This window comes from Thauera sp. (genome assembly GCF_035444905.1).
Taxonomy (GTDB): Bacteria; Pseudomonadota; Gammaproteobacteria; order Burkholderiales; family Rhodocyclaceae; genus Thauera.
Genome location: NZ_DAOMPS010000010.1, coordinates 17,274 through 40,803 on the forward strand (window position 1 = coordinate 17,274; position 23,530 = coordinate 40,803).

Below are 23,530 nucleotides of genomic sequence, written 5' to 3' on the forward strand. Positions count from 1 at the left end.
CACTGCAAACCCCGAAGCGACAAGGCCCGCAGCCCCTCTTCCCAAGGGGCTGCGGGCCTTGTCGTTTGTAAGGCGCAGGCTCAGATGGCGACGCCCGGGTTGCCTTCCATGCCTTTCAGGGTCGGCAGGTTCAGCGCACGCTGGCTGATCACCTTCTGACTGCGCAGGTAGTTGGCGACCACGTCCCAGATCGCCGGGCCGGAATCCTTCGCCTCTTCCGACACCGGTGCCCAGCCAGCGACCTTGTAGGTCTTGCCGGCCTCGATCGGCTTGCCCTTGAGGATCATGTTGTCGATGCGCCTGCCCATCGCCGCGCTGGGGTCGCAGGTGTATTGCAGGCCGCCCACGCGCACCATGTCCCCGCCCTGCTGGTAGTAGGGGTCGGGGTTGAACAGGTTGTCGGCGACGTCCTCGAGGATGGTCTTGATCATCTCGCCGCTCATCTCGGTGAGCGTGGTCCACGGATAGGTGATCGCGGTCTGGTCGAGCAGGTGCTCCATGGTGATGGTGTCGCCCGGCAGCAGCGAGGTGCCCCAGCGGAAGCCGGGCGAGAAGGCGATCTCGGCGTCCTTGTCGGCGATCAGCGCATCGACGATGAGCTGGTCCCAGGAGCCGTTGAAGTTGCCGCGGCGGTACAGCAGGCCCTCGGTGACGGCGAGCTTCTCGGTGAGCTTGTCGAGGAAGGGCGCACGCGTCCTGTCGATGAAGGCGGCCATCTCCGGGTCGGCCGGCAGCAGGTTGGAGAACACCGGCAGCAGCTTGTAGCGGAAATCCGCCACCTTGCCGTCCCTGACCTCGAAGTCCATCACGCCGAGGAACTTGCCGTTGGAGCCGGCGTTGGTCACCAGGGTCTTGCCACCGGCGTTGTCGACGATGGTGGGCGCAGGCATGCCGTCGTGGGTGTGGCCGCCGAAGATGGCGTCGATGCCGGTGACGCGGCTGGCCATCTTCAGGTCGACATCCATGCCGTTGTGCGACAGCACGACCACCACCTGCGCGCCCTCGCCGCGCGCGGCGTCCACCGCCTGCTGCATGTCTTCGTCGCGGATGCCGAAGCTCCAGTCCGGCGTCTGCCAGCGCGGGTTGGCGATCGGCGTGTAGGGGAAGGCCTGGCCGACGATGGCCACCGGCACGCCGTTGATGTTCTTGATGACGTAGGGCTTGAAGACCGGGTCCTCGAAGTCGGTGGTCTTCACGTTCTGGGCGACGATGTCGATCTGGCCGGCAAAGTCCTTCTCCTCGATCTCCTTGACGCGGTCGGCGCCGTAGGTCGATTCCCAGTGCAGGGTCATGACGTCCACACCGAGCAGCTTGCAGGCGTCGACCATGTCCTGGGCATTGGTCCACAGCGCCGTGCCCGAGCCCTGCCAGGTGTCGCCGCCGTCGAGCAGCAGCGCGCCCGGGCGGCTCGCCTTCATCTTCCTGACCAGCGTCGCCAGGTGGGCGAAGCCGCCGACCTTGCCATAGGTCCTGGCCGCCTCGACGAAGTCGAGATAGGTGAAGGCATGGGCCTCGATGCTGCCCGGCTTGATGCCGAAGTGCTTGAGGAAGCCCTCGCCGACGATGTGCGGCGCGTTGCCGCGCATGCTGCCGACGCCGAGGTTGACGTTGGGCTCGCGGAAGTGGATCGGCAGCAGCTGCGCATGACAGTCGGTCATGTGCAGGAGGCTGACATTGCCGAAGGGCGGCAGGTCATAGAGCGCTTCGGCGGCCTTCTCGGCGCGCGCGAAGTTCGACTGCAGGCTCATGCCACCGGCCGCTGCGACGGCGAGCAACTGCATGAATTCACGACGATTCATCGACATGGGAAACCTTTCGAATGGGAAGACGATGGCCGGCGGAAACGCGCAATGCGCCGGCGCGAGACAAAAACAGGGCCCGGGGCCGAGGCCGCGGGCCCTGTCACAAGGCGCCGGATGATCGGTGCCGATTGCTCGGCACCGAGGCGCTGCTTACTGATTGACCGGCGATTGCGGGTCGAACAGGTAGGCCATCACGTGGCGGATCTGCTCTTCGGTGAGGATGCCGCCGAAGCCGTTACGCGGCATGTTGCTGCACGCATTGTAGGCCTTGGAGTTCCACAGCTTGCCCCAGGTGTACTTGACGATCTCGTCCGAGCTGCCGCGAATTTTGGCGTAACCGACCAGGCTCGGACCGATGGTGCCGGCAGAGACCTCCTTCGGGTCCATGGCGTGGCAGTTGTAGCAACCGCCGCCATTGTTGTCCGGCGACTTGTCGGTCCAGGTCAGGCCGCGACCACTGATCGCGATCTTGGCACCCTCCTTCCAGTCGCCCCCGGTGTAATTGCCATCGGCTGGCCACTTGATGGTGGCCATCTCGGCCGCCTCGAGGCGTTTCATGGTCTCGGCGTCGGGCTGGTCCGGGCTCGAGCACGCCTTCTGCACCTCGTCGCGCACCTGGCGGTCGAGGCTGGCGATGCCGTTGGCCTTGAAGGATTTCAGCATCATTTCCTCGACGCGAGTGTCGAGGTCGGCGGCAAAGGCCACCGAGGTGCACAGCGCCAGCGGCGCAATGAACAGCTTCTTCATGTCATCCGCTCCCCTAACGCTTGACGCCAGGCCACACGGCCTCGCCGCCATTGCCCTTGCCCGCCATGAACACCGACAGCGCGATCGTCACGTCCGAACCGAACACGGGCTCGGCCGTACGCTGCTGGCGGAAGCAATCCCACAGGCGATGCTGCATCGTCCAGAACTGCGAGTTCGACACCCGGTAGGCAGGCCACGAGCCCCAGCCGGCGGCCGCGCCCTCGCCCTTGGTGATGTTGGGCAGGTGGGTCGCACGAATGCGCTTGCCATCCTCGCCGTGGCAGGAGGCACAGGAGAAGTCCATCACGCCGGTGCGGTAGAAGAAGGCCTTCTCGCCGAGGTCATACATTTCCTTGACCTTTGGATGCGAGACATCGACCGCTATCGGCTTGCCCTTCGAGTGCGTCACCACGTAGGCAACCAGGGCCGCGACCTTGCCGCGCTCGCCCTGCAGGAAGCGCCCGTCCACGATCTCGCCCGCGGGGATCCCCTGCAGCGTCTCCATGCAGGTCACCAGGCGCGACTCGAGATCCTGAACCTTGTCCGTGTCCTCGAAATAGCGCGGCAGCTGGGCCGCCGCCCCATCCACTACACCCGGGCCGAGGCCGAGGTCGCACTGCTCGAGAGTGGCATTCTTCGGTCCGCGCGCCGTCCGCCACAGCTCCTCGCCTTCCATCTCATAGAGTTCGGCCGGATTGCCGTCGGCCAGCATCTCGCGATAGGCGTCGAAGTTGAGCTCTTCGTCCGCCTGCGCCGGCGCAGCCAGCACGAGGCTTGCCGTGATCGCTGCGGCCAGTAGTTGTTTTCTCATCGTCTCTCCTCCAGGGGGTTTGGCCCTCACGCCCTGCACCCACCAGCACCGCAGGGCTGGTGGCACCGGGCTCATTGCTGCGTTTCGCCCGCTCGTCAGCCGCGGGCGAAACCGGGATCAGGCGACCTGAACCTCGTCGCTGCGCGTCTCGCCCTTGTTGTCGACCCAGGTCACGCTGAGCTTGTCGCCCTTGGCGCCACCATTGAACTTGAACGCCAGGTAGGGGTTGGTCGACACCGAGGGGCCGAACTCGGCGGCGAGCACGACCTTGTCGTTGTGCTTGGCGGTCAGTTCGGTGATGAAATGGGCCGGAATCACGGCGCCGGAAGAATCCTTGCGCTGGCCGGTCTCCATGACATGGGACATCAGCACGCGGACCTCGGTGACGCCATCCTTGGCGGCGGCGCGAATACGCATCGGGCTTGCCATAGTGTTTCTCTCCTTGATTTATATGCCGGGTCAGCCGCCGCAGCCGCCGAGGGTGACCTTGACTTCCTTCTTGGCCACGTAGAACTTGCCATCGGCCTTGACCATGGCATAGACGTCGGAGGTCTGGCCCATCTTGACGCGGGTCTGAACGTCGGCGAGGGTACCCTCCGGAATGGCGAAGCTCGCCGCGACCATGTTCGGGTTCTTCTCGATCATGATCACGATCTGCTCGGTCTTGGGCAGCTTGCTGACCACGCCGACCGGCACCACGGCGCCGTTCTCGGCGATGTCGGGCGCGGTGATCTGGATGTCGGCGCTCTCGGCCGGCTTGCCCGCGCCAAAGGCGGTGAAGGCCGCGTCCATGTTCTTGGCATCGAAGGCCGCCTGGTTCCAGGCCGCATGCGCCAGCTCGGGCTTGATGAAGCCGGCTGCTGCGAGCAGACCGAGCACGCCCAAGCCGCTGCCGGCCTTCAGGGTATCCCTGCGTTGATGGTTCATCCTGTCTCTCCTTGTAAGGTGTTACTGCGCTTTCGCGCCTTCCAGAATCCACTGAACGAGTTGCTTGATCTCCTCGTCCTGCACGTGGCCTTGCGGCGGCATCGGCACCGCCCCCCAGACGCCCTGCCCGCCGTTCTTGACCTTGCCGATCAATTTGGCCTCGGCATCTGTCTGACCTTGATACTTTTCAGCTATCTCATTGTACCCAGGCCCGACGATCTTGTTGGCCACGCCATGGCAGGCCATGCAGCCCTTGCCATTGGCCAGGGCCATGACCGCCGCCGCAGCCGAGGGCGCGCCGGCAGCTTCCTGCGTGGTGCCGGCCGGAACCGTCGCCTTGCCACGGGTCTGACCCACCGGACGGTTCTGCTCGGCCAGGTTGCCGTGGGCGTCCTGCGCGTACTCGGGCAGCGCCGAGGCGATCACGACCTCGGTCTTGCAGTCCTTCATGCAGGCAAGGTTGTTGACATCGGGCACGCCGCCATTGCCGATGCCGCCCTTGGACGCCGGCGCCCCCGGCCACATGCCGTGGTCGGTCGTCATGCCGTTGCGGTTGGGCATGCGCGCCTGCACCTCGCGGATGTTCTCGTCGCTCAGCTCGAAGTCGGCCGGCACGATATCGCCGAGGTTGAGCATGTAGGCCAGCAAGGCATAGACGTCGTCCGGGCTCAGCGACTTCGGTGCGGTCCACGGCATGGCGCGCTGGATGTAGTCGAACAGGGTCGAGAGGGTCGGCACCTTCATCAGCGTGGTGCGCTGCGGGAAGGAGTCGTTGATCAGCGCCGCGACGCGGCCGGTCTCGATGTCCTTGGCGGTGGTGCCGCCGACCAGCGGCGTGAACACCTCGTTCGACTCGCCGAACACGCCATGACAGCTGGCGCATTGCGCTTCCCACAGCTCCATGCCGGTGTCGACATCGCCCCGCCCCTTGGGCAGACCGACGAAGTCCGGACGCACGTCGATGTCCCAAGCCTGCACCTCGGCCGGCGTCGCCTCGCGGCCGATGCCTGGGAAGCGGTCGAAGGCCACGGCAGACGTCGTCACCCCGGCGACCATCAGCGCGATCAGCGTCTTAGAGAACCTGGACATTGCTCACCTCACCGGATTCGACCACCTTCCACGACTGGATGGCGTTGTTGTGATAGATGGACTTGCTGCCGCGCACCTGGCGCAGCTGGCCGTAGCTCGGCTGCACGTAGCCGGTCTCGTCGACCGCGCGCGACTGCAGGATCGCGGGCTTGCCGTCCCACACCCAGTCGATGTTGAAACGCGTGACCGCCTTCGACAACACCGGTGTCTCGAGGCGCGCCTCGCGCCAGTTGATGCCGCCATCGATGGAGACGTCGACGCGGGTGACCTTGCCGCGCCCCGACCAGGCCATGCCGGAGATGTTGTAGAAGCCCTTGTCCAACAGCAACTGGCCACCCGAGGGGGTGGTGATCACCGACTTGCACTCCTGCACCGAGGTGTACTGGCGGTGCTGGCCGTCGGGCATGAGGTCCATGTAATGCACGGCTTCGTCCTTGGTCGCCCACGGCTGGTCACCCACCTCGATGCGGCGCAGCCACTTCACCCAGCTCACGCCCTGCACGCCCGGCACCACCAGGCGCAGCGGGTAGCCGTTCTCGGGGCGCAGCATCTCGCCGTTCATGCCGTAGGCCACCAGCACCTCGCCCGATTCGATGAGCTCCATCGGGATGGTGCGCGTCATCGACGAGCCGTCGGCGCCCTCGGCCAGCACGAAGCGCCCCTTCTTGTAGTCGGCGCCGCACATGTCGAGGATCTCCTTCAGCGGCACGCCGGTGAATTCGGAACAGGACAGCATGCCGTGCGAGTACTGCACGGTCGGCACCGCGACGTTGCCCCACTCCATGCCGGTGTTGGCACCGCATTCGATGAAGTGGATGCGCGACACCGAGGGCAGGCGCATGAGGTCGTCCATGGTGAAGACCGCATGGGTCTTGACCATCCCGTTGATCATCAGGCGATGCTTGGAGGGGTCGACGTCGTGCCAGCCCTGATGGTGACGCTCGAAGTGCAGGCCCGAGGGCGTGATGATGCCGAACAGGCCCTGCAGCGGCGTGAAGGCGACCGACGAGCCGCCGACACGGGTCAGCCCGGGGCTCTCGCGGCGCTGCAGGCCGCGCTCGTACTTCGAGGGCATGCCGTAAGGGTTGGCCGCGACCGGCAGGCCGAGCGTGGTGGACCATTGCGGCAATTCGAGGATGGCCGGATCGCCTTCCACCGCAGCGCGCGCCATCGCAGGCGCCGCCAAGGCCGCCGAAGCGGTCAGGAATGCCTTGCGCAAAAAGTCCCGCCGACCGTCCTTGACCGCGGCGATCTGCTCGTCGGTCAGGAAGTTCTCGGGCGCCGGCCTCACCCGGCCGGGCCGGGCATCAATCATCGCCATGCGTACTCTCCCCCTCTGTTGTCTGGATGCACGACTGAAAAAATAAGGATCAGACTTCCCTGCCCAGGTCGTTCTCGAGCTTGAGCAGGGCTTCCTTGCTGGGTACGTTGAAGGCGTCCCTCGATGCGATGCGCACGCAGACGGTGCGACACAGATCGGTGAAGTTCGGGTCGGTCAGGCGGTAGATCACCTGGCTCCCCTCCTTGCGGCGGCCGACCACGCCGGCGCGGTACAACATGTTCAGGTGGCGCGAGGCATTGGCCTGCGACAGACCGGTTGCCTCCACCACATCATTGACCGGCCGCTCGCCATCGCACAGGCAGTGCATGATCTTCAGGCGGGACGGCTCGGACAGCAGGCTGAAGTACTCGGCAACGCTCTCGAAGACGTCTTCAAGGTCTTCCATGATCAGCCCCGCTTATCGCTCCATGATTTAAATCAAATTTAAAACCATACACTCATATAGTCAAGTACTAATATTTGTGCGACACAGCACGTGCCAAACGAGTGACGAACTGCACGGAATGTCAGAGAACTCAAGGCCTGCGAGGCGCGGCACGGCACCAATTGGCTATACTTCGCCTGCCGTCAGACCCGCGCCCACCCCTTTCGACTGATGATTCGGGTCGGGCGCAGCGAAAGCTTCTCTATAGCGAACAATGCGGAGGGACAACGCAGTGAAAATCAGAATTGCAGTCGCCATGCTCGCCGTGACCGGCGTCGGCGGCATCGCCCAGGCGCAGGACGCCGACCCCAATCTCGCCCGCAATCTGGCCGCCACCTGCGCGACCTGCCACGGCACCAATGGCCACAGCCTGAAAGGGATGGACTCGCTCGCGGGTGAACCGGCCGAAAAGCTGATGGAGAAGCTGGCCGACTTCCGCTCCGGCGACAAGCCGGCGACGATCATGCATCAGATCGTCAAGGGCTACACCGATGAGCAGCTGAGCCTGATCAGCGACTGGTTCGCCGCGCAAAAGTAAGAGAGACAGGGGAACAAGGATGATCAACAGACGCGACTTTCTCAGGACCATGGGCATCGCCGCCGGCGGCACCACCTTGGCAGGCATCTCCGGGCTGGCCAGTGCATCCGGCTCGGCCGCGAAGGGGCACATCGTCGTGGTAGGCGGCGGCTTCGGCGGCGCCACCGCGGCCAAGTACCTGCGCATGTGGAGCAATGGCAGCGTGGAGGTGACGCTGATCGAGCGCAATACCCAGTTCATCTCCTGCCCGATCTCCAACCTGGTGATCGGCGGCCTGCAGCAGATGGACGACATCAGCGTCAGCTATGACAACCTGCGCGACAAATGGGGCGTGAAAGTCCTCACCGACGAGGTCACCGCCCTCGACCCGGACAAGCGTACGGTCACCACCGCCAAGCACGGCACCATCGGCTATGACCGCGTCGTGCTTTCGCCCGGCATCGACTTCATCCCCGGCGCGATCGCCGGCCTCGAGGGCAACCAGGAGCTCATCCCCCATGCCTGGAAGGCCGGCCCGCAGACGGTGCTGCTGCGCAAGCAGCTCGAGGACATGGCCGACGGCGGCGTGTTCGCCATGACGATCCCGCGCGCCCCGTATCGCTGTCCGCCCGGACCCTACGAGCGCGCCTGCCTGGTGGCAAACTACCTGCGCGAAGCCAAGCCCAAGTCCAAGGTGCTGGTGCTCGACGCCAACGACGAGATCCAGTCGAAGAAGGCGCTCTTCACCAAGGCCTTCGAGAGCTACGGCGCGCTCATCGAATACGTGCCGGGCAGCAAGCTCGAGGCCGTGGACGCGGCAAGCCGCACGGCCAAGCTGGAATTCGACGACGTGCAGGCGGACGTGCTCAACGTCATTCCGCCGATGCGTGCCGGCAACATCGCCACCCAGGCAGGCCTGCCGCTGATCAACGAGCGCTGGGTCGAGGTCGAATGGCTGTCGATGGAGGCCAAGGGCGTGCCCGGCGTGCACGTGCTCGGCGACGCGATCTTCCCCGCGCCGACCATGCCCAAGTCGGGCCACATGGCCAACCAGCACGCCAAGCTCGCCGCAGCGGCCATCCTCAATCTGCTCGAAGGCAAGGCGCCGAGTGCCACACCCGTGGTCATGAATACCTGCTACAGCTTCGTAGACGGCAAGAACGTCATCCACGTCGCCTCGGTACACCAGTACGACGCCGAGAAGCAGCAACCGATGCCGGTGGAGGGCGCCGGCGGCGTGTCGCTTGTCGCCAACGAGCTCGAGGCCAAGACCGCCATGGGCTGGGCACGCAACATCTGGGCCGACATGCTGGCCTGACGCCGACGACGGCGCGACATTGCGGTCAGCGCCGGATCCCGATGTGAAGAAGGGGCCTGGTGGCCCCTTCTTCATGCGCCCAGACCTCGCTCGATCAGTCGAGCGTGCTGATGTAGAGCGCCACCGCCTTGACCTCGAGCTCGGTCAGTTTGGAGGCAATCGAGTGCATGATCTCGTTGTCGTTGGTGCGCTCGCGCTTGTTGAAAGAGCGCAACTGCGCCTCGGTGTAGCGCGGCACCTGGCCGGCCAGGCGCGGCAGCTTCTCGGTACCGAGTCCCTTGTCACCGTGGCAGCTGGCGCAGGCCGCCACGCCCGAGAACTCGTTGCCACGATGAAAGACGAAACGCCCCACGGCCGCAAGATCCTGATCCCTTGCCTCGCGTGGCTTGGTCGGCTTCGTCTCGAAGAACACGCCCAGCGCCAGCATCTCCTCTTCGGTCAGATCCTGCACCATGCCGGTCATGGTGTCGCTCTTGCGCCTTCCCGACTTGAAGTCGCCCAGCTGCTTGGCGATGTACTGGTGGTGCTGCCCGGCCAATCGCGGGTAGAGCGGCGACGAACTGTCCCCCTCCGGTCCGTGGCACAACATGCAGCGGCCGCCATTGATCTCGGCGGCGCGCTCCAGGTTCACCTGAGGCAGCTCGCCCGCGGCAAAGCCAAGCGGCACAGCGCAACCGAGCAGCAGCGTCGCCGTGATCTTCTTCATGCTTCGCATCTACCCCTCCTCGAGACATCTGTGGCGCCCGTCCAGCGCCGTGCTGCGACGAGCTTATCAGAATGCCCTTATCGACTGAACATTCACTCCCAGCCCAGCTCGAGCACCCATGGCGCCGCATCCTGTGACAGCGCCTGCCGCACGTAGGGAACCATGCCGCCAGGCAGCGCCGCACGCGGATACCAGTCGAGCGCATCGCATTTGTCCGGCTCGCGGATCTCCGGCTCGCCCTCGAAACACCTTGCGCACACGAAGAAGTCGATCCGGTTGGTGTCCGACAGGCGATGCACCACGCCCAGGTAGCACAGGTCGTGGGCAAGAACCCGCAGCCCTGTTTCCTCGTACAGTTCGCGCCGCGCCGCATCGCGCACCGACTCGCCCGGCTCGACATGACCGCCCGGCAGGCTGAAGAGTCCGTCGAAGAAGCCCGTGCCGGCTCGCCGCAGCAACAGCACCCGGCCATCTCGCTCGCACACGACATGGACGCCGGTCGGAATGCCAGCATGCCCCATCAGTGCTTGCCCGTGCTGCCGAAACCCTCTGCGCCGCGCGCGCTGGCATCGAAGTCGTCGACCACATTGAAGCCCACCTGCAGCACCGGCACCACGACCAGTTGCGCGATCCGCTCCATGGGCTGGATGGTGAAGCTCGCCCGCCCCCTGTTCCACACCGAGACGAAGATCTGCCCCTGGTAGTCCGAGTCGATGAGTCCGACCAGGTTGCCGAGCACGATCCCATGCTTGTGGCCGAGGCCCGAACGCGGCAGCACCATCGCCGCCAGGCCGGCGTCCGCCAGGTGGATCGCCAGGCCGCTGGGAACCAGCGTGGTCTCGCCCGGGTGCAGGGTGATCGGCGCCGGCAGGCAGGCGCGCAGATCCAGACCCGCCGCACCCTCGGTCGCGTAGGCAGGAGGATGGCTCTTGAGCCGCTCATCGAGCAGCTTCACGTCGATTCGATGCATCTGCGTTCTCCCCGCCCCTGCGGCCAGCGGCGCGCACGGGCATTCAAGTCGATGTCTGTCCCGGCCTGCATGCGCGACCGGCGCCAGCCTCAGCCCCTGCGCGGCGCGAGCAGGCCGGCAAGATGGCTGACGATGCCGCGCGCCACATCCGCCTTCGGCGCCCGCGGCAGGGGATGGCGCCCCGCGTCGTCGTACAGGATCACGGTGTTGTCGTCTCCGCCCATGCCGTCGCTGACGAGATTGCCCACCAGCATCGGCAGGCGCTTGTTGCGCCGCTTGCCCTCGGCGTAGGCGTCGAGGTCGCGACTCTCGGCGGCGAAGCCGACGCAAAAAGGCGCGTCTTCGAGCGCGGCCACCTCGGCCAGGATGTCCGGATTGGGCATCAGCGACAGCGTCAATGTATCGCCGCTCTTTTTCAGTTTGTGCTCGGCGGTCTGGACCGGTCGGTAGTCCGCCACCGCCGCCACGCCGATGAACACATCGGCCCCGGGTAAGGCGTCGAACACCGCCGCGCGCATCTCGCGTGCGCTCGCTGCCGGCACGCGACAGACCCCAGCGGGCACCGGCAGGCTCACCGGCCCGCTTACCAGCACCACCTCCGCCCCCGCCTGGGCACAGGCACGCGCCAGCGCATAGCCCATCTTGCCCGAGCTGATGTTGGTGATGCCACGCACCGGATCGATCGCCTCGAAGGTCGGCCCTGCCGTCATCACCACCCGGCGCCCCGCCAGCACCTTGGGCACGAAGTAGCCCTCGAGCAGCTCGAGCAGCTCCTCTGCCTCGAGCATGCGGCCCATGCCGACCTCGCCGCAGGCCTGGTCGCCCGCAGCCGGCCCGAACACGGTGACGCCATCGGCGCGGATCAGGCCCACGTTGCGCCGCGTCGGTGGCGACTCCCACATCTGCCGGTTCATCGCCGGGGCGACGATCAGCGGCACATCGCGCGCCAGGCACAGGGTGCTCAGCAGGTCGTCCGCCCGGCCGTGGGCAAGGCGGGCAATGAAGTCCGCCGTTGCGGGCGCGACGAGGATCGCGTCGGCATCGCGACCGAGGTCGATGTGCGCCATGTTGTTGGGCATGCGTGCATCCCACAGATCGGTCCACACCGTATTGCCGGACAAAGCCTGGAAGGTGACCGGCGTGACGAAGCGCGCCCCGCCCTCGCTCAGCACCACATGCACGTCCGCCCCGGCCTTGCCGAGCAGGCGCACCAGTTCGGCCGCCTTGTAGGCCGCGATGCCACCACTGACACCGAGGACGATCTTGCGACCGTTAAGTACACTCATGACAATCACTTATATAATCCGCCACAAGGCAATGCAAAATACATAGCCCGAAAGGCACCAACGAGGACATCCAAAGCATGGCGATCACCGACTGGCCCGCGGACGAGCGTCCGCGCGAAAAACTCCTCGCGCGCGGCGCGTCCTCGCTCTCCGACGCCGAGTTGCTCGCTATCTTCCTGCGCGTCGGCATCCGCGGCCAGAGCGCGGTCGACCTCGCCCGCAGCCTGCTCTCGCGCTTCGGCAGCCTCACCCAGATGTGCAGCGCGGCCGCAGAAGACTTTGCTGCGGTACCCGGCATGGGGCTGGCGAAGTATGCCCAACTGCAGGCGGTGATGGAACTGTCGAGGCGCGCCCTGGGCGAGACCCTGACCGAGCGCTCGCTGTTCGACTCACCCCAGGTGGTGCGCGACTGGCTCAGGCTGAGGCTCGGCCACCTGCCGCACGAGACCTTCTGCGTGATGCTGCTCGACGCCCGTCATCGCCTGCTCGAGGCGGTCGACCTGTTCCGCGGCACGCTCACCCAGACCTCGGTCTATCCGCGCGAGGTGGTCAAGCTCGCGCTCGCGCACAACGCTGCCGCAGTGATCTTTGCGCACAATCACCCTTCCGGCGCCGCCGAGCCGAGCACCGCCGACGAACTGCTGACACGGGCGCTCAAGGATGCACTCAACCTGGTCGACATCCGTGTCCTCGACCATTTTGTGGTGCCCTCGCATGGTCATCCGGTATCCTTCGCCGAGCGTGGGCTGCTTTAACGGCGTGACGCGCGGCACGGCCACAACGGAGCCTGCCCGCGCGCCTGTGCGTCGGAGCACAATCGCAGCGTGGGGCTTGCCATGACCTGCCTCCGTGCATTATCCTCGCACGTTTTCCGCAATCAGAATTCCCTGGAGCATCGTATGGCTCGCGTCTGCCAAGTGACCGGTAAAGCACCGATGGTGGGAAATAACGTTTCCCACGCTAACAACAAGACCAAGCGTCGTTTCCTGCCCAACCTGCAGAACCGTCGCTTCTGGAGCGAAGGCGAAAACCGCTGGATCCGCTTGCGCGTATCCAATGCGGGCCTGCGCACGATAGACAAGAAAGGCATCGACGTTGTCGTTGCCGAGCTTCGCGCCCGCGGCGAGAAGCTGTAAGCAACCGAACTGTACGGAGAACGCCATGGCCAAAGGCATCCGCGAGAAGATCAAGCTGGAGTCGACCGCCGGTACGGGTCACTTCTACACCACCTCCAAGAACAAGCGCACCACCACGGGCAAGCTCGAGTTCAACAAGTACGACCCGGTCGCGCGCAAGCACGTCCCGTACAAGGAAGTGAAGCTGAAGTAATTGCGCCGCGCGGGTCACACCCGCACAGCAACACGTGCCATCAAGCTGCTGTGCCAACACTGCCGGCAACTGGACGCGAAAAATCGAAAAGGCCACTGCGAAAGCACTGGCCTTTTTGATTTTTCCTTTCGCTACTCGGCCCTGCCCTGGATCATGGCCAGCACAAAGATCATACCCGGCGGCACATCTGCATGAACTGCACCGCCGGGAACCGAGCCGGACTCAGGTCAGGCGCGCTGGATATTCGACGCCTGTTTGCCTTTCGGCCCCTGGGTGACCTCGAAGGAAACCTTGTCGCCTTCCTTCAGGGTCTTGAAGCCGCTCATGTTGATGGCGGAAAAATGTGCGAACAGATCCTCGCTTCCATCATCGGGCGTGATGAAGCCAAAACCCTTGGAATCGTTGAACCACTTCACGGTACCAGTTGCCATATTGCTCGAATCCCTCAAAGTTGCTTGATACGACCGCAGCGACTCCGCCGCCGCAGTCTGTTTTGGCGCCGACAGCGGCCTGGATCACCTCCGGAAATTCCTTGGGATCAAGCTGAAGCCTGCGCACGGCCTAGCTTTTACGCATTCGAACTGGGGCCGTCAACGGTCTTTCCCGCGCTGCATTTAACGCAGCGCAACAACAACACCCTGCCCGCGACCACAGAGACAGGGATTAGTTCATGCGCTACGCAGGCTTGCGTGTTTTCTGCAGTGCACGAAGGCAAGCCCGGCTTTGCGCTGAATACCACAGCCGCAAACCGCCCTCGGATGCGCGCCTTGCCCGATCAGCAGCGCTGTTGCACTCTGCCCCGACTTCATTAGAATGATTTTCATGGGTACCCAGAAACGCGACGATTTAGTTCTCGAGGCGAAGCGGACACGCACCAGGCCGCCGCCACTTTACAAGGTGCTTCTGCTCAACGACGACTACACGCCGATGGATTTCGTGATCGTCGTCCTGCAGAAATATTTCGGCATGGATCGCGAACGTGCCACGCGAGTCATGCTCCAAGTCCACAGAGAGGGCATGGGGGTGTGTGGCGTCTTCCCCCGGGACGTCGCGTCGACCAAGGTTGAGCAGGTCGCCTCGTTTGCTCGTCAGCATCAACATCCGCTGGCATGCGTGATGGAGGAAAATTGAATGATCGCGCAAGAGCTTGAAGTGAGCCTGCACATGGCTTTCGTCGAAGCAAGACAGAAGCGCCACGAGTTCATCACCGTGGAACACCTTCTGCTTGCCCTGCTGGACAATCCGTCAGCCGCGCAGGTGTTGCGCGCCTGCGCAGCCAATCTCGACGAACTCCGCCGCGAGCTCACCAATTTCGTCAATGAGCATACCCCGCGCATCGAAGGCACGGACGAGATCGACACGCAGCCGACGCTCGGCTTTCAGCGCGTGATCCAGCGTGCCATCCTGCATGTGCAGTCCTCGGGCAAGAAGGAAGTGACTGGCGCCAACGTGCTGGTGGCGATCTTCGGTGAGAAGGACTCGCACGCGGTCTATTTCCTGCAGAAGCAGAACATCTCGCGTCTTGACGTGGTGAACTTCATCTCGCATGGCATCGCCAAGTCGCCACCGCAGGGTAGCGCCCCCCAAGGCCGCAACGAAGGTGAGCAGTCCGAGCAGGAGCCGGAGGACAAGCAGGCCGGCGGCGCCCTCGACAGCTACACGCAGAACCTCAATCAACAGGCGCTGGTGGGCAAGATCGACCCCCTGATCGGGCGCGAGAAGGAAGTCGAGCGCGTCATCCAGACCTTGTGTCGGCGGCGCAAGAACAACCCCTTGCTGGTCGGCGAGGCCGGTGTGGGCAAGACGGCGATCGCCGAGGGGCTCGCACGCCGCATCGTCGAGGGCCGGGTCCCCGAGATCCTCGAGAATGCACAGGTGTTCGCACTCGACATGGGCGCGCTGCTCGCAGGCACCAAGTATCGCGGCGATTTCGAGCAGCGCCTGAAGGCGGTGCTGAAGCAGCTCGTGGAGAATCCGAACGCGATCCTGTTCATCGACGAGATCCACACCCTGATCGGTGCAGGCGCCGCCTCGGGCGGGACGCTCGATGCCTCCAACCTGCTCAAGCCGGCGCTGTCCTCGGGCCAGCTCAAGTGCATCGGCGCGACCACCTACAACGAGTTCCGCCAGATCTTCGAGAAGGACCACGCGCTGTCGCGGCGTTTCCAGAAGATCGACGTCGTCGAGCCCTCGGTGGCCGAGACCGTCGAGATCCTCAAGGGCCTCAAGAGCCGCTTCGAGGAACATCACGGCATCAAGTATTCGAGCTCGGCGCTGTCGAGCGCGGCCGAACTCTCGGCCAAGTACATCAACGACCGCCACCTGCCCGACAAGGCCATTGACGTCATCGACGAAGCAGGTGCAGCGCAGCGCATCCTGCCCAAATCGCGCCAGAAGAAGACCATCGGCAAGGGCGAGATCGAGGAGATCGTTGCCAAGATCGCGCGCATCCCGCCACGCACGGTGTCCAATGACGACAAGGCCTCGCTGAAGACGCTCGAGCGTGACCTCAAGAACGTCGTGTTTGGCCAGAACGCGGCGATCGAAGCGCTCTCGAAGGCGATCAAGATGTCCCGCTCCGGCTTGGGCAACCCGCAGAAGCCGATCGGTTCCTTCCTGTTCTCCGGCCCTACCGGCGTCGGCAAGACCGAGGTCGCACGTCAGCTCGCCTACACGCTGGGCATCGAGCTGGTGCGCTTCGACATGTCGGAGTACATGGAGCGCCACGCGGTCAGCCGGCTCATCGGCGCGCCGCCGGGCTACGTCGGTTTCGACCAGGGCGGACTGCTCACCGAGCAGATCACCAAGAAGCCGCACTGCGTGCTCTTGCTCGACGAGATCGAGAAGGCCCACCCGGACATCTACAACATCCTGCTGCAGGTCATGGACCATGGCACGCTGACCGACAACAACGGCCGCCAGGCCGACTTCCGCAACGTGATTGTCATCATGACCACGAATGCGGGGGCGGAGGCGATGCAGAAGTCGGTGATCGGCTTCTCGGCCAAGCGCGAGGCAGGCGACGAGATGAGCGAGATCAAGCGCATGTTCACGCCGGAGTTCCGCAACCGGCTCGACGCGATGATCTCCTTCAAGGCGCTCGACAACGAGGTCATCCTGCGCGTGGTCGACAAGTTCCTGATGCAGCTCGAAGCGCAACTGCATGAGAAGAAGGTGGAGGCCCACTTCAGTGATGATCTCAAGGCCTGGCTGGCCGAGAAGGGTTTCGACCCGCTGATGGGGGCACGACCGATGGCACGCCTGATCCAGGATACGATCCGCGCCGCACTCGCCGACGAGTTGCTGTTCGGTCGCCTCGTCAATGGCGGAAAGGTCACCATCGACCTCGACGACGACGACAAGGTCAGGCTGGTGTTCGAGGAAACCGAGACCGCCACCGCCTGATCGCCTGCACCTGCAGCGACGGCATGCTTCCGGCAACGGAGCATGCCGTCTTTTTTTGTGCCGGGGGATTGGCCGCGAATCCTCAGCCCGTCATGCACCTCGCACCGGCCACGACGACCCGGCGCCTCGTTTATGATGCCCGCTCCCGCGCCGGCCGAACGGCGCACCCGCCCTTCGAGGAGACGCCATGAACATCCAGACTGCCGATCTTTGCGACGCCCATGAGGACAAGCTCGCCGTCGTCGCCCCCATGTTTGCCAGCTATGGCGGACGCGCTGCCTTTGGCGGGCCGATCTCGACCTTGAAGCTCTTCGAGGACAACTCCTTCGTGCGCAAGGCGGTGGAAAGCGCGGGCGAGGGCCGCGTCCTGGTGATTGACGGTGGCGCCTCGATGCGCTGCGCCCTGGTCGGCGACCAACTCGCCGAGCTCGCGGTCAGCAATGGCTGGGCCGGCATCATCGTGTATGGCTGCATTCGCGACTCGAGAGCCATTGGCGAGATGGACCTCGGCGTCTTCGCGCTCGGCACCCACCCGAAGAAGACGGTCAAGCGCAACACTGGCGAGGCGGACATCCCGGTCAGCTTCGGCGGTGTCACTTTCCATCCGGGCCACTACGTCTATGCCGACGAAGACGGTGTCGTGCTGAGCGCCACGCCCCTCCTCTGAAGACCTCACCGCTCGCCACGCCGCGCACGCAGCCGCCATCGCGCGCCCGCGGCGGGCAGTGCGAATTTGCTTGCAACGCAACACACCTGCGTCCAGGAGTCGTTTCACACCGCTCGATTGCATTTCGTATAGCAAAATACAATTATTAATGCATTGTTTTAAATGGATAAGATTTTTTCTTATGTCTTATATAAGACATATTGCTGCTGCGCGGAATGCCTCCTATACTCTCTTCCCATCTGCAGCGTTTTTCTCCCTCGAAACCGCTGCAGCCGGAACACCGCGACCGGTGCCTGAGCCCGCCGCGATGCCTGACTCCCTTCTGCCTTGAAAAGGACGCATCATGACCATGACCCGCGAACAGCAAATCGCCGCTCTCGAAAAAGACTGGGCCGAAAACCCCCGCTGGAAAGGCATCAAGCGCGGCTACTCGGCCGCCGACGTCGTTCGCCTGCGTGGCAGCCTGCAGCCCGAATACACGCTGGCCCAGCGCGGCGCAAAGCTGCTGTGGGAGCGCGTCAATGGCGGCGCCAAGAAGGGTTATGTGAACGCCTTCGGCGCGATCACCGCCGGTCAGGCGATGCAGCAGGCCAAGGCCGGCCTCGAGGCCGTGTATCTGTCCGGCTGGCAGGTGGCCGCCGACGGCAACACCTCCGAGACCATGTACCCCGACCAGTCGCTGTACGCCTACGACTCGGTGCCGACCATGGTCCGCCGCATCAACAACACCTTCAAGCGCGCCGACGAGATCCAGTGGTCGCGTGGCATCAACCCGGGCGACAAGGAATTCATCGACTACTTCCTGCCGATCGTCGCCGACGCCGAGGCCGGTTTCGGTGGCGTGCTGAACGCCTTCGAACTGATGAAGAACATGATCGCCGCCGGCGCCGCCGGTGTGCACTTCGAAGACCAGCTCGCCGCGGTGAAGAAGTGCGGCCACATGGGTGGCAAGGTGCTGGTGCCGACCCAGGAAGCCTGCGAGAAGCTGATCTCGGCCCGCTTCGCTGCCGACGTCATGGGCGTGCCGACCATCATCCTGGCCCGTACCGACGCCGAAGCCGCCAACCTGATCACCTCCGACCACGACGCCAACGACAAGCCCTTCCTCACCGGTGAGCGCACCCAGGAAGGCTTCTACCGCGTCAAGAACGGCCTCGAGCAGGCCATCAGCCGTGGCGTCGCCTACGCGCCCTACGCCGACCTGGTGTGGTGCGAGACCGGCACCCCGGACCTGGGCTTCGCCCGCGAGTTCGCGCAGGCCGTGCATGCCGCCTGCCCGGGCAAGCTGCTGTCGTACAACTGCTCGCCGTCCTTCAACTGGAAGAAGAACCTGGACGACGCGACCATCGCCAAGTTCCAGGACGAACTGTCTGCGCTGGGCTACAAGTACCAGTTCATCACCCTGGCCGGCATTCACATCAACTGGTTCAACACCTTCAAGTTCGCCCACGCCTACGCCCGCGGCGAAGGCATGAAGCACTACACCGAGATGGTGCAGGAGCCGGAATTCGCCGCACGCGAGCAGGGCTACACCTTCGTGTCGCACCAGCAGGAAGTCGGCGCCGGCTACTTCGACGACGTCACCACCGTGATCCAGGGCGGTTCGTCCTCGGTCAAGGCGCTGACCGGCTCGACCGAAGAAGAGCAGTTCCACTAAGACGACATGCGCGTCGGCTGCCCTTGCGGCAGCCGGGCGCGCACTGCGCAGCGAAAAGGCCACCGTGCAAGCGGTGGCCTTTTTTCATCTGCCCGAGGGCGTCAGGGGTGACGCATCAGCCGCGACCCGGTCCCATTCCACTGCCGTCGCGCGGGCCACCGCCCTTGCCCTCGCCCATTCCGCCGCGCATGCCCTTGCGCCCCATCTGCTGGAACTCGGCATCGAACACCGTCTTCTGCGCATCGCTCAGCGTGGCGTAGAAGGCCTCGACCGACTTGCGCGCCTGCGCCATCTCGGCCTGGCGCAGCGCGCTCATCTCTTCCATGCGCTGCATGCGCTCGATCGCGGTCTTCGGTGCCTCGGCCGCCCGCCGCTCGGCCATGTGCGTCGCCATGCGCTCGGCACGCGCCTTCATGTCGCCCTTGAAGGTTTCGAACGCGGGTTTCTGTTCGGGCGTCAGTGCCAGTGCAAGTTCAAGGCGGGCCATATGCACTTCGGCGCGCTCGGCCATCTTCGCCTTCATCTGCGCGGGCTCCATCTGCGACCAGCCGGATTTGCCACCACGCGGGCCATCGCCCATGCAGTGTCCGCCCCAGGCCATGGCGGTCGTCGCCCCCAGGGCTCCGGTAGCGATGACGGCGGCGGCGATCGAGCTCTTGATCCAGGTCTTCATGATGACTCTCCTATCAGGTTCGCAAAGGGACTGGCCCTTCGAGGATGTTGCCCATCCGTTCGGGCGACGGAGCCATTACAGCACCGGGATGTAAGCCCCGTTTGTCTCCTTCGATCGCTTTTGCAGCCTGATGTCTCACAGGCTGGCACAGATACGCTGGGATACAAAGCCGCGCCCGCCAGCCCTTAAGATGCAGGCCATGGAGACGCCCAGATGAGCCAGCAAGACCACATCCTGATCGTCGATGACGATCGCGACATCCGCCAGTTGCTCGCCGACTACCTCGAGAAGCAGGGCCTGCGCTGCACCACCGCGGCCGACGGGCGCGAGATGAAGGCCGCGCTCGAGCAGCACCGCATCGATCTCATCGTGCTCGACGTGATGATGCCCGGCGAGGATGGCCTGACCCTGTGCCGCAACCTGCGCGGCAGCGGCAGCCCGCACGCCAACACGCCGATCCTGATGCTGACCGCGCGCGGCGAGGACATGGACCGCATCCTCGGTCTCGAGATGGGTGCCGACGACTACCTCGCCAAGCCCTTCGTGCCGCGTGAGCTGTTCGCCCGCGTGCGCGCCGTGCTGCGCCGCACACGCGCCCTGCCGCCTAACCTCGAGGCCGCCCCGCCGGCCAATGCGCGCGAACTGCGCTTCGCCCACTGGCGGCTGGACACCGTCAATCGCCACCTGATCGACCACGATGGCACAGTGGTCGCCCTGTCCGGCGCCGAGTACCGCATGCTGAGCGTGTTCCTGTCGCACCCGCAGAAGGTGTTGTCGCGCGACCAGTTGATGGAGCTGACCCAGGGCCGCGAGGCCGACGTGTTCGATCGCTCGATCGATCTCCTCGTAAGCCGCCTGCGCCAGCGCCTGGGTGACAGCGCACGCGAGTCGAGCATCATCAAGACGGTTCGCAACGAAGGCTACGTGCTCGCCGCCGAGGTCAGCACAACACGGCACGACGAAGGCAGCCCCTCATGACCCTGCCCTGGCCGCGCAGCCTGTTCGCCCGGCTGATGCTGATCTGGCTGTTCGGCATTGCGCTCGTGCTGGCGGTGAGCCTGGCGCTGTTCGTCGGCGAACGCGAGCGCATCGGCCGCAACGTGTTGTTCGAGGGCGTGGCGCAGGAGATTGCCGCAGCCGTCGATCTGCTCGACCGCATGTCGCCGCCCGAGCGCGAACGCTGGATCGACGAGTTCGGCCGCCGCCGTCTGCGTCTGAGCCTGCGACCCGTCGCCCAGGACAGGCTGCGCCCACTGGCCGACGACCACCCCCTGCACACCGCGCTGCGCACGGCGATGCCCGGACGCCGCTTCGGCATCTTCATTCACCCGCGCGACGACCGTCCACACCCGATCCTGCTCGTCGCGCTTCAGCTCAAGGACGGCACCGCGCTCAACATCCGCCTGCCCGGCATCGCCCCGGCCTCGCCCCTGCGCGCACCGCCGCCGGAGCGCCTGTTCGCCGCACTCGCAGCGCTCGTGCTGGGGGTCGGGCTGCTCACCTGGATCGCGGTGCGGCTGGCGACCAGGCCCTTGTCGCGCATGGCAGCGGCGGCGCGCGCGCTCGGCGAGGACCCCGGGCGTGCGCCGATGGACACACGAGGGCCGACCGAGGTCGCGCTTGCCGCGACGGCCTTCAATCAGATGCAGCAACGCATCGCCGAGCATGTCACCGAGCGCACCCGCATCCTCGCCGCCATCTCGCACGACCTGCAGACGCCGATCACCCGCCTGCGCCTGCGTGCCGAGCTGGTCGACGACGAATCACTGCGCGCCCGCATCCAGTCCGACCTCGACGCCATGCAAGGCCTCGTCAAGGAGGGCCTGGCCTATGCGCGCAGCCTGGACGAGCGTGCGCCGCCGCAGCCGGTCGAGCTCGCCCCGCTGCTGCAGGCGCTGGCCGAGGACGCCCACGACATGGGCTGGACCGTGCGCGTTGGCGAGCTGCCGCAGGCGCGCGTCGAAGCCAGCCCGTCCGCGCTGCGCCGCGCACTGTGGAACCTGATCGAGAACGGGGTGAAGTTCGGTGGCGAGGTCGACATCGGGCTGGCGCCCACGACACTGCCGTCTGGCGACCGCGGCCATGAGATCCGCATCGGCGATCATGGCCCCGGCCTGCCCGCAGGCGAGCTGGAGAAGGTGTTCGAGGCCTTCTATCGTACCGAAGCCTCGCGCAACCGCGAGACGGGCGGCACGGGGCTGGGGCTGGCGATCACCCGCAACCTGCTGCGCGGCCAGCGCGGCGAGGTTCGCCTGCACAATCATCCTCAGGGCGGGCTGGAGGCACGCGTCCTGCTGCACGCCATGTAGCGCGTCGCCAGGCGGTCGAAGGCCGCGCATTCGGCGGCCAGCCGGCCTGCGCTCCAGCCCCGCTCCGCGGCCAGCACGGCCGCCACCCCCGGCGCAGCGGCACGGGCCGCGGCTGCATCGCGGAACAGCAGACGGCTGCGCCGCGCCAGCACATCCTCGACGCCGAGGGCGAACGCCTCACGCACCGCGTGACGGACCTCGGCAGCGGAGGGCGGCAAGCCGTCGCTCCCCGCCTCGCCCAGCGGCTCGCTGCGCCCCTCGCCCGCCTGCCCCGCGCCTTCGTTCCGGGCCCACATGCCACCTTCGTCGAGGGCGAGGCCCGCGGTGACGGAGGGCCGGCGCGGCCATCCGGCGACCTCCTCGGCGACATCGACGGCATCCTCCGCCATGCGGCGGTAGGTGGTCCATTTACCACCGAGCAGGCTCACCAGCCCCTGCGCCGAGACATCCACCCGATGCTCGCGCGACAGGCCCTTCGTCGCTCCGCCTCCCCCGCCGCCGAGCAGGGGCCGCAGGCCGACGAAGACGCTGCGCACCTCCTCGCGGCGCGGCGCCCGGCTCAGATAGCTCGTCGCCGCATCGAGCAGGAAGTCGATCTCGCCCGCCAGCGGTTCGGGCTCGTCCGGTACGTCGTCGCGCGCGGTGTCGGTCGTGCCGATGAGGACTCGGCCCTGCCACGGGATCATGAACAGCACACGATCATCCGCGGTGCGCGGCACCAGCAGTGCGTCGCGACCGGGCAGGAAGGTCCGCTCGACGACCACATGTACGCCCTGGCTCGGCCGCAGCAGGGCCGGCGCTGCCCGATCGGCCAGGCGCCGCACGGCGTCACCCCACACGCCGGCGGCATTGATCACCACGCGCGCAGCGACCTGGCAGACGCGGCCGGACTCGCGCTCGCGCAGCGCGACGCCACACACCCGCCCCCCTTCCACGACGAGGCCGTCGACACTGCAATGGTTGAGCACCAGCGCCCCCTCGCGACTGGCCGTGCGCGCCAGCGCGATCGCCAGGCCGGCATCGTCGAACTGCGCATCCCAGTACGCCATGCCACGATCGGCCCGCTCCCTGCGCAGGGTCGGCAGCGCCGCCTGCAGCTCGCTGCGGGACAGCGGGACGCTGGGTGCGATCAGGCCGGCACCGGCGAAGCGGTCGTACAGCGCCAGGCCAAGACGCAGGCGCGCATGCTCGACCCAGCCCTTGGTCGGCACCACGAAGCGCTGCGGCCGCACCAGACCGGGCGCGTTGCGCAGCAGCGCGGCGCGCTCGGCCAGTGCCTCGCGCACCAGGCCCAGCTTGCCCTGCGCCAGGTAGCGCAGACCGCCGTGGATGAGCTTGGTCGAGCGCGAGCTGGTGCCGGCTGCAAAGTCGCGCGCCTCGACCAGCAGCACGGTGTGGCCGCGGGTGGCGGCCTCGAGGGCGCAGCCCAGCCCGCTCGCGCCACCACCGATGACGACGATGTCCCACGCGGGCGTTGCCGCCAGGCGCGCCAGCAGACGGTCCCGCGCCAGCACCGGACCGTCTGCGTCAGACGGGGAGCTCACTGCCGGT

The 23,530-nt window shown here is 65.7% G+C and carries 26 protein-coding genes; 11 read left to right on the forward strand and 15 right to left on the reverse strand.

The annotated features are described in order from the left end of the window. Positions 1-80: 80 nt before the first annotated feature. The 8 genes from soxB to PLC66_RS06710 all read right to left on the reverse strand — a co-directional run bounded on the left by soxB (position 81) and on the right by PLC66_RS06710 (position 7,103). Positions 81-1,805 carry a thiosulfohydrolase SoxB gene (gene soxB, locus PLC66_RS06675; protein WP_324538645.1) on the reverse strand — a complete coding sequence of 575 codons (1,725 nt, stop codon included), beginning with the start codon at positions 1,803-1,805 and terminating at the stop codon, positions 81-83. 147 nt (positions 1,806-1,952) lie between these two features. Further along, a complete protein-coding gene (gene soxX / locus PLC66_RS06680; RefSeq protein ID WP_324538647.1) occupies positions 1,953-2,549 on the reverse strand; it encodes a sulfur oxidation c-type cytochrome SoxX in 597 nt (198 codons plus the stop codon). A 13-nt stretch (positions 2,550-2,562) separates the two neighbouring features. Next, positions 2,563-3,360, reverse strand: a complete 798-nt coding sequence (soxA, locus tag PLC66_RS06685; RefSeq protein ID WP_324538649.1) for a sulfur oxidation c-type cytochrome SoxA — start codon at positions 3,358-3,360, stop codon at positions 2,563-2,565. 117 nt (positions 3,361-3,477) lie between these two features. Beyond that, positions 3,478-3,789 (reverse strand): thiosulfate oxidation carrier complex protein SoxZ, encoded by a 312-nt coding sequence (soxZ, locus tag PLC66_RS06690; protein ID WP_324538651.1) that lies wholly within the window; start codon positions 3,787-3,789, stop codon positions 3,478-3,480. A 30-nt stretch (positions 3,790-3,819) separates the two neighbouring features. Further along, positions 3,820-4,287 (reverse strand): thiosulfate oxidation carrier protein SoxY, encoded by a 468-nt coding sequence (gene soxY / locus PLC66_RS06695; protein WP_324538653.1) that lies wholly within the window; start codon positions 4,285-4,287, stop codon positions 3,820-3,822. Positions 4,288-4,308: 21 nt separating this feature from the next. Beyond that, entirely contained in the window at positions 4,309-5,376 is a 1,068-nt protein-coding gene (locus tag PLC66_RS06700) for a c-type cytochrome (RefSeq protein ID WP_324538655.1), read from the reverse strand. Beyond that, positions 5,360-6,697, reverse strand: coding sequence for a sulfite dehydrogenase (soxC, locus tag PLC66_RS06705; protein WP_324538658.1), 1,338 nt, complete (start codon positions 6,695-6,697; stop codon positions 5,360-5,362). The genes PLC66_RS06700 and soxC overlap by 17 nt, the downstream gene beginning before the upstream one ends. Positions 6,698-6,746: 49 nt before the next feature. Next, complete coding sequence (locus tag PLC66_RS06710) at positions 6,747-7,103, reverse strand: ArsR/SmtB family transcription factor (protein WP_324538660.1); 357 nt, start codon at positions 7,101-7,103, stop codon at positions 6,747-6,749. 271 nt (positions 7,104-7,374) lie between these two features. Here PLC66_RS06710 and PLC66_RS06715 point away from each other — a divergent pair, with 271 nt between their 5' ends. Further along, a complete protein-coding gene (locus tag PLC66_RS06715) occupies positions 7,375-7,680 on the forward strand; it encodes a c-type cytochrome (protein ID WP_324538662.1) in 306 nt (101 codons plus the stop codon). A gap of 19 nt (positions 7,681-7,699) precedes the next feature. Next, positions 7,700-8,977, forward strand: coding sequence for an FCSD flavin-binding domain-containing protein (locus PLC66_RS06720; protein ID WP_324538664.1), 1,278 nt, complete (start codon positions 7,700-7,702; stop codon positions 8,975-8,977). 94 nt (positions 8,978-9,071) lie between these two features. On the opposite strand, the gene PLC66_RS06725 is transcribed toward PLC66_RS06720, so the two are convergent. From PLC66_RS06725 to coaBC, 4 genes are all read right to left on the reverse strand, one after another. Then, complete coding sequence (locus tag PLC66_RS06725; RefSeq protein ID WP_324538808.1) at positions 9,072-9,683, reverse strand: c-type cytochrome; 612 nt, start codon at positions 9,681-9,683, stop codon at positions 9,072-9,074. A 92-nt stretch (positions 9,684-9,775) separates the two neighbouring features. After that, positions 9,776-10,204 carry an NUDIX hydrolase gene (locus PLC66_RS06730; RefSeq protein WP_324538666.1) on the reverse strand — a complete coding sequence of 143 codons (429 nt, stop codon included), beginning with the start codon at positions 10,202-10,204 and terminating at the stop codon, positions 9,776-9,778. Next, positions 10,204-10,653, reverse strand: coding sequence for a dUTP diphosphatase (dut, locus tag PLC66_RS06735; protein WP_324538668.1), 450 nt, complete (start codon positions 10,651-10,653; stop codon positions 10,204-10,206). The genes PLC66_RS06730 and dut overlap by 1 nt, the downstream gene beginning before the upstream one ends. 89 nt (positions 10,654-10,742) lie before the next feature. Further along, a complete protein-coding gene (gene coaBC, locus PLC66_RS06740; protein WP_324538670.1) occupies positions 10,743-11,939 on the reverse strand; it encodes a bifunctional phosphopantothenoylcysteine decarboxylase/phosphopantothenate--cysteine ligase CoaBC in 1,197 nt (398 codons plus the stop codon). Between the two features lie 77 nt (positions 11,940-12,016). Here coaBC and radC point away from each other — a divergent pair, with 77 nt between their 5' ends. From radC to rpmG, 3 genes are all read left to right on the forward strand, one after another. Then, the gene (gene radC / locus PLC66_RS06745; RefSeq protein WP_324538672.1) at positions 12,017-12,694 is read left to right on the forward strand and encodes a RadC family protein; all 678 of its coding nucleotides are present in this window, start codon (positions 12,017-12,019) and stop codon (positions 12,692-12,694) included. A gap of 144 nt (positions 12,695-12,838) precedes the next feature. Next, positions 12,839-13,075: a 50S ribosomal protein L28 gene (gene rpmB / locus PLC66_RS06750; protein WP_068636145.1), complete on the forward strand. Its 237-nt coding sequence runs from the start codon at positions 12,839-12,841 to the stop codon at positions 13,073-13,075. A 25-nt stretch (positions 13,076-13,100) separates the two neighbouring features. Then, a complete protein-coding gene (gene rpmG, locus PLC66_RS06755) occupies positions 13,101-13,268 on the forward strand; it encodes a 50S ribosomal protein L33 (RefSeq protein ID WP_324538676.1) in 168 nt (55 codons plus the stop codon). A gap of 227 nt (positions 13,269-13,495) precedes the next feature. Here rpmG and PLC66_RS06760 read toward each other — a convergent pair whose 3' ends face one another. Next, positions 13,496-13,699, reverse strand: coding sequence for a cold-shock protein (locus PLC66_RS06760; protein WP_324538678.1), 204 nt, complete (start codon positions 13,697-13,699; stop codon positions 13,496-13,498). Between the two features lie 391 nt (positions 13,700-14,090). On the opposite strand from PLC66_RS06760, the gene clpS reads away from it, so the two are divergent. From clpS to aceA, 4 genes are all read left to right on the forward strand, one after another. Then, positions 14,091-14,399 carry an ATP-dependent Clp protease adapter ClpS gene (gene clpS, locus PLC66_RS06765; RefSeq protein WP_324538680.1) on the forward strand — a complete coding sequence of 103 codons (309 nt, stop codon included), beginning with the start codon at positions 14,091-14,093 and terminating at the stop codon, positions 14,397-14,399. Next, a complete protein-coding gene (gene clpA / locus PLC66_RS06770) occupies positions 14,400-16,673 on the forward strand; it encodes an ATP-dependent Clp protease ATP-binding subunit ClpA (protein ID WP_324538682.1) in 2,274 nt (757 codons plus the stop codon). A 187-nt stretch (positions 16,674-16,860) separates the two neighbouring features. Continuing rightward, on the forward strand, positions 16,861-17,340 hold the full coding sequence (gene rraA, locus PLC66_RS06775) for a ribonuclease E activity regulator RraA (RefSeq protein WP_324538684.1): 480 nt from the start codon (positions 16,861-16,863) through the stop codon (positions 17,338-17,340). Positions 17,341-17,683: 343 nt separating this feature from the next. Then, entirely contained in the window at positions 17,684-18,997 is a 1,314-nt protein-coding gene (gene aceA / locus PLC66_RS06780; RefSeq protein ID WP_324538686.1) for an isocitrate lyase, read from the forward strand. Between the two features lie 115 nt (positions 18,998-19,112). Here aceA and PLC66_RS06785 read toward each other — a convergent pair whose 3' ends face one another. Beyond that, on the reverse strand, positions 19,113-19,670 hold the full coding sequence (locus PLC66_RS06785) for a Spy/CpxP family protein refolding chaperone (protein ID WP_324538688.1): 558 nt from the start codon (positions 19,668-19,670) through the stop codon (positions 19,113-19,115). A 213-nt stretch (positions 19,671-19,883) separates the two neighbouring features. Between PLC66_RS06785 and PLC66_RS06790 the strand changes: the two genes are divergently transcribed. Then, positions 19,884-20,648: a response regulator gene (locus tag PLC66_RS06790; RefSeq protein ID WP_324538690.1), complete on the forward strand. Its 765-nt coding sequence runs from the start codon at positions 19,884-19,886 to the stop codon at positions 20,646-20,648. Beyond that, positions 20,645-21,979 carry an ATP-binding protein gene (locus PLC66_RS06795; protein ID WP_324538692.1) on the forward strand — a complete coding sequence of 445 codons (1,335 nt, stop codon included), beginning with the start codon at positions 20,645-20,647 and terminating at the stop codon, positions 21,977-21,979. Before PLC66_RS06790 ends, PLC66_RS06795 begins: the two co-directional genes overlap by 4 nt. Here PLC66_RS06795 and PLC66_RS06800 read toward each other — a convergent pair. Further along, the gene (locus tag PLC66_RS06800; protein WP_324538694.1) at positions 21,937-23,523 is read right to left on the reverse strand and encodes a glycerol-3-phosphate dehydrogenase/oxidase; all 1,587 of its coding nucleotides are present in this window, start codon (positions 23,521-23,523) and stop codon (positions 21,937-21,939) included. The two genes, PLC66_RS06795 and PLC66_RS06800, sit on opposite strands and share 43 nt — an antisense overlap. Positions 23,524-23,530 lie beyond the last annotated feature (7 nt).

Excerpts from the sequence above, each read along its gene's own strand:
- soxB (WP_324538645.1), bottom strand. The coding sequence starts at position 1,805 with ATGTCGATGAATCGTCGTGAATTCATGCAGTTGCTCGCCGTCGCAGCG.
- soxX (WP_324538647.1), bottom strand. The coding sequence starts at position 2,549 with ATGAAGAAGCTGTTCATTGCGCCGCTGGCGCTGTGCACCTCGGTGGCC.
- soxA (WP_324538649.1), bottom strand. The coding sequence starts at position 3,360 with ATGAGAAAACAACTACTGGCCGCAGCGATCACGGCAAGCCTCGTGCTG.
- soxZ (WP_324538651.1), bottom strand. The coding sequence starts at position 3,789 with ATGGCAAGCCCGATGCGTATTCGCGCCGCCGCCAAGGATGGCGTCACC.
- soxY (WP_324538653.1), bottom strand. The coding sequence starts at position 4,287 with ATGAACCATCAACGCAGGGATACCCTGAAGGCCGGCAGCGGCTTGGGC.
- PLC66_RS06700 (WP_324538655.1), bottom strand. The coding sequence starts at position 5,376 with ATGTCCAGGTTCTCTAAGACGCTGATCGCGCTGATGGTCGCCGGGGTG.
- soxC (WP_324538658.1), bottom strand. The coding sequence starts at position 6,697 with ATGGCGATGATTGATGCCCGGCCCGGCCGGGTGAGGCCGGCGCCCGAG.
- PLC66_RS06710 (WP_324538660.1), bottom strand. The coding sequence starts at position 7,103 with ATGGAAGACCTTGAAGACGTCTTCGAGAGCGTTGCCGAGTACTTCAGC.
- PLC66_RS06720 (WP_324538664.1), top strand. The coding sequence starts at position 7,700 with ATGATCAACAGACGCGACTTTCTCAGGACCATGGGCATCGCCGCCGGC.
- PLC66_RS06725 (WP_324538808.1), bottom strand. The coding sequence starts at position 9,683 with ATGAAGAAGATCACGGCGACGCTGCTGCTCGGTTGCGCTGTGCCGCTT.
- PLC66_RS06730 (WP_324538666.1), bottom strand. The coding sequence starts at position 10,204 with ATGGGGCATGCTGGCATTCCGACCGGCGTCCATGTCGTGTGCGAGCGA.
- dut (WP_324538668.1), bottom strand. The coding sequence starts at position 10,653 with ATGCATCGAATCGACGTGAAGCTGCTCGATGAGCGGCTCAAGAGCCAT.
- coaBC (WP_324538670.1), bottom strand. The coding sequence starts at position 11,939 with ATGAGTGTACTTAACGGTCGCAAGATCGTCCTCGGTGTCAGTGGTGGC.
- radC (WP_324538672.1), top strand. The coding sequence starts at position 12,017 with ATGGCGATCACCGACTGGCCCGCGGACGAGCGTCCGCGCGAAAAACTC.
- rpmB (WP_068636145.1), top strand. The coding sequence starts at position 12,839 with ATGGCTCGCGTCTGCCAAGTGACCGGTAAAGCACCGATGGTGGGAAAT.
- rpmG (WP_324538676.1), top strand. The coding sequence starts at position 13,101 with ATGGCCAAAGGCATCCGCGAGAAGATCAAGCTGGAGTCGACCGCCGGT.
- PLC66_RS06760 (WP_324538678.1), bottom strand. The coding sequence starts at position 13,699 with ATGGCAACTGGTACCGTGAAGTGGTTCAACGATTCCAAGGGTTTTGGC.
- clpS (WP_324538680.1), top strand. The coding sequence starts at position 14,091 with ATGGGTACCCAGAAACGCGACGATTTAGTTCTCGAGGCGAAGCGGACA.
- clpA (WP_324538682.1), top strand. The coding sequence starts at position 14,400 with ATGATCGCGCAAGAGCTTGAAGTGAGCCTGCACATGGCTTTCGTCGAA.
- rraA (WP_324538684.1), top strand. The coding sequence starts at position 16,861 with ATGAACATCCAGACTGCCGATCTTTGCGACGCCCATGAGGACAAGCTC.
- aceA (WP_324538686.1), top strand. The coding sequence starts at position 17,684 with ATGACCATGACCCGCGAACAGCAAATCGCCGCTCTCGAAAAAGACTGG.
- PLC66_RS06785 (WP_324538688.1), bottom strand. The coding sequence starts at position 19,670 with ATGAAGACCTGGATCAAGAGCTCGATCGCCGCCGCCGTCATCGCTACC.
- PLC66_RS06790 (WP_324538690.1), top strand. The coding sequence starts at position 19,884 with ATGAGCCAGCAAGACCACATCCTGATCGTCGATGACGATCGCGACATC.
- PLC66_RS06795 (WP_324538692.1), top strand. The coding sequence starts at position 20,645 with ATGACCCTGCCCTGGCCGCGCAGCCTGTTCGCCCGGCTGATGCTGATC.